2 protein-coding genes are annotated in these 3,436 nt (G+C 21.9%); both read left to right on the top strand.

Translation table 11 applies throughout. The features are described from left to right. Positions 1-332: 332 nt before the first annotated feature. Positions 333-989 carry a hypothetical protein gene (locus ACIQ56_RS15775; protein WP_397601998.1) on the top strand — a complete coding sequence of 219 codons (657 nt, stop codon included), beginning with the start codon at positions 333-335 and terminating at the stop codon, positions 987-989. Further along, the gene (locus ACIQ56_RS15770; RefSeq protein ID WP_397601997.1) at positions 986-2,605 is read left to right on the top strand and encodes a hypothetical protein; all 1,620 of its coding nucleotides are present in this window, start codon (positions 986-988) and stop codon (positions 2,603-2,605) included. Before ACIQ56_RS15775 ends, ACIQ56_RS15770 begins: the two co-directional genes overlap by 4 nt. The last annotated feature ends 831 nt before the right edge of the window (positions 2,606-3,436 follow it).

Raw genomic sequence — 3,436 nt, 5'->3', positions numbered from 1 at the left:
AAGTTTACTACAATCGTGTTAGAAAGCATTCGTCGAATGGATATCTGTCTCCAGTTATATTTGAAATAACTAGACCAATGAAAAAGGTCGGTTAATTGTGTCTATAAAATTGGGGGAAGATCAGTTTTAATTCAAAATGAAAAAAATATCAAAAAATATGACTTACAAATTTATAAAACAATATTAACAAATAGATATGAAGTTGACATTAAAATAAACAAGCAAATTTATAAGTTTGGAGGAGTAAGTTTAATGATTCATTTTATAGACGAATTTTTAAAAAAAGTCTCTTATTCCGGTTTTCAACACAAAATTAAAATAAAGAATTAATTATGCAAAATATTATTAAAGAAATTGAAAGAATGCTTCATAGTTCTGTTGTTTTTTATCCAGATGCTCAAAAAAATGTTGCAGGCTCCTTTAAAGTTGTCTTTCCTGAAATTTATTATGATAAATTTAGGGAGCTAGATGAAAAGCAAAAAGAAGTATTGTCTAAATTTATAAAAATATTTTATAAAAAACTCTATGAAATTGAAGAATATAATAATAAAATATTAAACGAAGGTGTTTTAAATTTTGAAAAAGATAAAAAAATATTATTAAACAAACAAAATATAATGAATTATTTTATTGAATATTTTGGACAATATGTAAATGCTTATACAGATATTATTTTAGATGAAAACTGTCCTTACTATGCTTTAATAAAGAACAATGAAATAGGTGTTGCAAAATATAAAACCTTATTAGGAAAAAAACATGAGGTTAATGGTCTAAAATATGCGGTTTATTTAAAAATAAATTCAAAATATATCCCCATTGTTGAAAAATTTAGAAAAGAACATTCTTTAGCTCTAAAAATTTTTCCAGCTACAAAAGAATTTACTTTATATTATGCATTCGATATTTTTGATGGTGATGTTACGTACATAAAAAATATGGATAATGAACAAATTGAAAAATATTTTAAAGGTTCTAAAATTATATGAATTTTGAAAACTTTTTATCACAAAAAATATTTGAACTAAGACATGAATTAAACAAATTGACAAATGAGCATCCCGAGCTAAAACCTCACTTTGGACTCTCTCATGCTGGGTTATTAGATAATGAGACAGAAAAACTTGTAGAATCTTGTTCTTTCTTTTTAAGACTAACCCATTCCAAAATGCAAAGCGTTATTGCAAACCAAGTTCGAAATTTTATGGAGCCCATTTTTCCAGAATGGTATATGCCAGAAATCCCTTCTTACATTATTGAATTTGATAATTTTGAAGAGTTTTATTCTATTCAGGAAGAGTTTGATGAAAATGAAATCATTTCTTGTGAATGTACTTATGAAAATAAAAATTTGAAACTAAGTGCTCCTGGAGGTATGCAACTTTCACCATTTTCTGCAATGAATAGTTTTTTTGTAACAGGTGATAGAGAATGCTATTTACACATTAAATTTGAAAATAGAATTGAATTTGAAGACTATGACTTTAACGCTAAAATAAGATTGTACTTACATTCAGATGATTCTGAAGAAATTGTGAGTTTAATTAGTTATTTATTTGACAAAAATTTAATTCATAAACAGATAATTCTACAAAGTAATGAAGAAGAATATAAGGCAGACAAAACTATTTTAAGTCTTAATTTTGAAAATTCAGAAAAAAAGAATGTTTTTTTTGAGTCAAAAAATAAACTAGAAAATACAAGAGAAATTTTGAATAATTTAAAGAATTTACTTTTTATAGACATTGATTTGACTGAATTTAAAACTGTTTTATTAGACGATTTTACAATAAAAATTCCCCTATTAAGTCAAGCTTTCCTTAAATTTAAACATCTTAAAAATTTTATAAAAACAAATTGTTTTATATTTTATAATATTTATAAAACAAAAATGCCTTGGCAATTCATAGATATTGACTCTAAAGATGAACTAGAAATAGCAAGTTTAAAACATGATGGTGTGATTCACATTTGTAAAGTTGAATATTATGATAATAAAAGAGGAAAAGAAGTCGATTTAAAAGGAGTAGCAGGAATTTCAAAATTTTTGTCATTTGATTTTGAAATTCCTTTTAATATAGAGTATAAAATTAAAATTAATAAAGAATTATTAAAAGATGAAATACACATTTATAAGGAAGCAATTTGTACTACATTAATTAAAAATCCATGTTGTCTTTTAGAAAAAGAAATTTTTACTTCAAAATCATCAAATAACTATATTGGTAAAATATTAAATTCAAATAGCAATCATATTTTTTACAGTGAAGCTTTGTCTGATCCTAAGTTTTTTCAATATTTATATAATATGAATTATTTTATTGGAAAAAAAATAAAACCCTTAAAATTTTTAATAAATTATTATAATAAAATAGAACACCTGTATTTTAATCATAAGATGTCTTTTTATTTTTATTTAAAAAATATTTTAGAGCAAAATTGGAATTTAAAAGTCGAAATGATAAATGAAAATTTAGAGTTTTATTCGGATTTTCTGCTAACAGCAGAGCAAAATAAATCATTTTTCTTTTATGACAGATACATGGAGTTTATTATGACTCAAATGAATGATAAAGATTATAAGCACATTATAAGAAGAAATTAAATTTTATCGTTTTAACTAAAATGCTTTTTTATATTCTTCTTTTTTCTAAATAAATTCCAAATTTTCTTATAACATAACCAAAAAATATTGGAAAATAAATTGAAAATACAATATTAATGTAAGTTGTAATATTAATTAAATGGTAAGGATAAATGTTTAACAAATATTTTACGGTAAATTTATCATATATTAAATAAAAATTGTAAAAATTTATTGAAATAAAAAAATATATAATCCCCATAGTTTTTTCATAACTTGTTCTATATATTATTACATTGTAATATAGTTGAACTACGTAGATAGAATGTGGGAAGAAAATATTGAAAAAACATATGAATATAAATGATCTATATAGAGTTTCTTTTTCAAAATAAAAATTATATATTGTTAAAAATGCAATAATGAATTGAGTGGTAATAGTTAAATAAATTATACTTTTTGAAATAAATTTTGATATGGAAAATAAATCTTTAGGATAATAGCTCTCTTTTTGATATTTTAAACATAAAAACCTTATTAAAGTAGATAATATTAAGTTTATTATAAAAATGATTAACATAAATGATAAATATATTTTAATTTTATCATAATAAAAATGATTTTCATAACTACTTTTTATTTCAAAATAACTTTCTAATTTATAGTATAATTTAAAATATTTAATATAATAAAATAAAGTTGCCTATTGTTAAAAAAATTCAAATCTTAATTCCAAAAATGTTCTATTATAACTTAAGTTTGAAATTATAAATACTGGTATGATCCCCGAAAAGTGGACTATTAAATTTCATAATTTTCTTCATATTCTAAAGGTGCATGATAATCAAGGGC

This window comes from Silvanigrella sp., assembly GCF_044369315.1.
Taxonomy (GTDB): domain Bacteria; phylum Bdellovibrionota_B; class Oligoflexia; order Silvanigrellales; family Silvanigrellaceae; genus Silvanigrella.
The sequence above is the reverse complement of the archived record's forward strand: the minus strand, read 5'-3'. Positions and strand labels throughout refer to the sequence as shown.